The sequence below is a fragment of the Megasphaera jansseni genome, assembly GCF_047974155.1.
GTDB lineage: Bacteria > Bacillota > Negativicutes > Veillonellales > Megasphaeraceae > Megasphaera.
In genome coordinates, this window is sequence record NZ_JBHYRR010000062.1 from 1 (window position 1) to 3,415 (window position 3,415).

Below are 3,415 nucleotides of genomic sequence, written 5' to 3' on the forward strand. Positions count from 1 at the left end.
AGAACGACCATAAAGCTATGATATTTTCGCATACATAAAAAGAGCCTGTGCACGATTACGTGCGACAGGCCCTTTTTTCCTATACATTAAAGCGGAAGTACGTAACGTCTCCGTCTTGCATGATGTAATCTTTTCCTTCCAGACGGACCAGGCCTTTTTCTTTGGCAGCCTGTTCGCTGCCGCAGGCGATGAGGTCGTCATAGGACACGATTTCAGCGCGGATGAAGCCGCGTTCGATATCAGTGTGGATCTTGCCGGCTGCTTTCTGGGCTTTCGTGCCGTTGACGATGGTCCAGGCGCGGACTTCGTCAGCCCCAGCGGTAAAGAAGTTAATCAGGCCCAAGAGGGAGTAGCTGGCTTTGATCAGCTTGTCCAGACCCGATTCGGGCAGGCCCAGTTCTTCCAGGAAGACTTCGGCTTCGTCGTCCGGCAGTTCAGCGATTTCGGCTTCAATCTTGGCCGAGACGGCAACGACCTGGGCGCCTTCTTTGGCGGCGTATTCTTCGACGCGTTTGACATTCGGGTTGGCGTCAGGGTTGCCAGCTTCGTCTTCCGCGACGTTGGCGATGTAGATGATCGGCTTCAAGGTCAGGAGATTGAGGTCTTTGACCTGAGGCAGTTCATCTTTGGTCAGGCCGGCTTTGCGGGCCGGTTCGCCTTCTTCCAGGCAGGCCAGGACTTTTTTCAGGACTGCGTATTCGACTTTGGCTTCCTTGTCGCCGCACTGGGCGACTTTGGCGATGCGGTCGGCCCGTTTCTGTGCCGATTCCAGGTCGGCCAGGCAGAGTTCCGTGTTGATCGTTTCGATGTCACGGATCGGGTCGATGGAGCCGTCGACGTGGGTGATGTTCGAGTCTTCGAAGCAGCGGACGACTTCGGCGATGGCATCGGTTTCACGGATGTGGCTGAGGAATTTATTGCCCAAGCCTTCGCCTTTGGACGCACCGGCGACAAGGCCGGCGATGTCAACGAAGCGCATGACAGCGGGAATTGTTTTTTTCGGTTTATACATGTCGGTCAGGACCTGGATGCGTTTGTCCGGGACTTCTACGACGCCGACATTCGGTTCAATCGTGCAGAAAGGGTAGTTTGCCGCTTCTGCGCCGGCCTTGGTAATCGCGTTGAACAGCGTGCTTTTACCGACATTCGGCAGGCCGACGATGCCTACTTCCAGATTGGTACTCAATGGTTAAACCACCTTTATTTGAATAATTTTAAATCAGCAATGCGTTTGACGGCTTCGACCGTATTTTCTTTGGTACCGAAAGCGGTCAGGCGGAGATAGCCTTCGCCGTGGGGACCAAAGCCGGCACCCGGTGTGGTGACGACGTGGGCTTTTTCCAGGAGCAGGTCGAAGAAATCCCAGCTCTTCATGCCGTTCGGCGTCTGTACCCAGGCATACGGCGAGTTGGTAGCGCCATAGACGGTGAAGCCAGCTTCGGTCAGGCCGTCGCGGATGATGTGGGCGTTTTCCATGTAGTATTTGACGTCAGCCAGGCACTGTTTCTGACCTTCCGGGCTGTAGTAGGCTTCGGCTGCGCGCTGGACGATATACGGCGTGCCGTTGAAGAAGGTGCACTGACGGCGGTTCCACAGGGGATTGAGTTCGACAGCCGTGCCGTCTTTCTTGTAAGCGACGCAGGCATGGGGGACGACGACGTACGAGCAGCGCGTACCCGTGAAACCGGCGCATTTGGAATACGAACGGAGTTCGATAGCGATTTCTTTAGCGCCTTCGATTTCAAAGATGCTATGGGGGACGTCCGGTTCGGTGATGTACGTTTCATAAGCCGAATCGTAGATGATGATGAAGTTGTTTTCTTTAGCAGCCTTGACCCAGTTGGTCAATTCTTCTTTGCTCATGGCCGTGCCGGTCGGGTTGGACGGGTTGCAAAGATAGACGATGTCGACTTTTTCTTTCGGCGGTTCTGCCTTGAAGCCGTTTTCCGGAGTGCACGGGAGATAGACGACGCCGTCATAGATGCCTTTTTCGGCATTCCATTCGCCAGTATGGCCGAACATGACGTTCGAGTCGAGGTAGACCGGGTAGACCGGATCGGCTACGGCGAATTTGAGGTCGTCGCCAAAGATTTCCTGGATGCAGGCGACGTCGGTCTTAGCGCCGTCACCGACGAAGACTTCGTCTAATTCGAGGTCGATGCCGCGGGTCTTGTAGTCGCCATCGATGATAGCCTGGCGGAGGAAATCATAGCCCTGTTCCGGACCGTAACCACGGAAGGTTTCGGCTTTGCCCATTTCGTCGACGGCTTTGTGCATCGCTTCGATGATAGCCGGGGCCAGGGGACGGGTGACGTCGCCGATGCCAAGGCGGATGATATTAGCTTCCGGATGTGCTTTGGAATAAGCTTCAACTTTTTTTGCAATCGTTGCAAAAAGGTAGTTGCCGGGGAGTTTTAAGTAGTTTTCATTTACATGAGCCATAAAGGGACCTCCTTGTATTGCTTAGCATAGTAATCTATTGACAAACTCTATTTTACTACATTATATGGGCCTTGGAAAGATACAGGGGCGCTGGCAGGCATGATAAAATAAAATCGCCGTCATTCATGATAGTGATTGAATGGCGGCGGTTTTTGCCGTATAATGAAAACTGTATCGGGAATTTTTAGGTCAAACATATCAGGGAGGTTTGATTGACTTATGGATTATCAAGGTAAGAAATGCCTCATTGCATATTTTTCTCACGCCGGCATGAACTATGTCAGCGGCAAGATCGTCGACCTGCCCGTCGGCAATACGGAACGGGCTGCCCAGATGCTGCGCCTGTTTACGGGCGGCGACCTCTTCCATATCCGCACGGCTTCGGTCTATCCCAATGACTATCAGGAAGTCGTCAAGATCGCCAGGAAGGAAAAGGCCGACAATGCCCGGCCGGCCTTGGAAAAGGATATGGCCAGCATCGATGACTACGACGTCATCTTCCTGGGCTATCCCAACTGGTGCGGCACCATGCCCATGGCCTTGTGGACGTTCCTGGAAAGCCATGACTTTTCCGGCAAGACGATTTACCCTTTCTGCACCCACGAAGGCAGCGGCGTCGGTCACAGCCTGGAAGACATCCATGCCCTCTGCCCGGACGCCAAACTCGGCAAGAGCCTGGCCCTCCTGGGAACGACCATCGAAGACGCCGAAGACGACATCCGCCGCTGGCTGAGAGATTAGGGGTTCGTGGTTCGTGGCTAGTGATTTGTGAAAATCCCGTAACCATATCGTAGGGGCGCCCGCCAGCATATGCAGGAATCCCGTTATCATCCATTGGTGTGAACGGGACGCCCTTTGGGCGTCCCCTACGAACAACGAACCACGAATCACGAACAACTAAAAAGGGGCTGTCGCACGAAGGTTTTTGCCATCATGCGAGGCCCCTTCAACTTAAAAGTTTTTCGTTCGTAGT

At 53.8% G+C, this 3,415-nt stretch carries 3 protein-coding genes; 1 reads left to right on the top strand and 2 read right to left on the bottom strand.

What is annotated here, in order from left to right; genetic code table 11:
- Positions 1–79: 79 nt before the first annotated feature.
- On the bottom strand, positions 80–1,186 hold the full coding sequence (gene ychF / locus ACE418_RS13350; RefSeq protein WP_292302102.1) for a redox-regulated ATPase YchF: 1,107 nt from the start codon (positions 1,184–1,186) through the stop codon (positions 80–82).
- A 14-nt stretch (positions 1,187–1,200) separates the two neighbouring features.
- Positions 1,201–2,442 carry an LL-diaminopimelate aminotransferase gene (locus ACE418_RS13355; protein ID WP_416451068.1) on the bottom strand — a complete coding sequence of 414 codons (1,242 nt, stop codon included), beginning with the start codon at positions 2,440–2,442 and terminating at the stop codon, positions 1,201–1,203.
- Positions 2,443–2,661: 219 nt separating this feature from the next.
- Between ACE418_RS13355 and ACE418_RS13360 the strand changes: the two genes are divergently transcribed.
- Positions 2,662–3,183, top strand: coding sequence for a flavodoxin (locus tag ACE418_RS13360; protein WP_416451069.1), 522 nt, complete (start codon positions 2,662–2,664; stop codon positions 3,181–3,183).
- Positions 3,184–3,415: the final 232 nt, after the last annotated feature.

Excerpts from the sequence above, each read along its gene's own strand:
- ACE418_RS13355 (WP_416451068.1), bottom strand. The coding sequence starts at position 2,442 with ATGGCTCATGTAAATGAAAACTACTTAAAACTCCCCGGCAACTACCTT.
- ACE418_RS13360 (WP_416451069.1), top strand. The coding sequence starts at position 2,662 with ATGGATTATCAAGGTAAGAAATGCCTCATTGCATATTTTTCTCACGCC.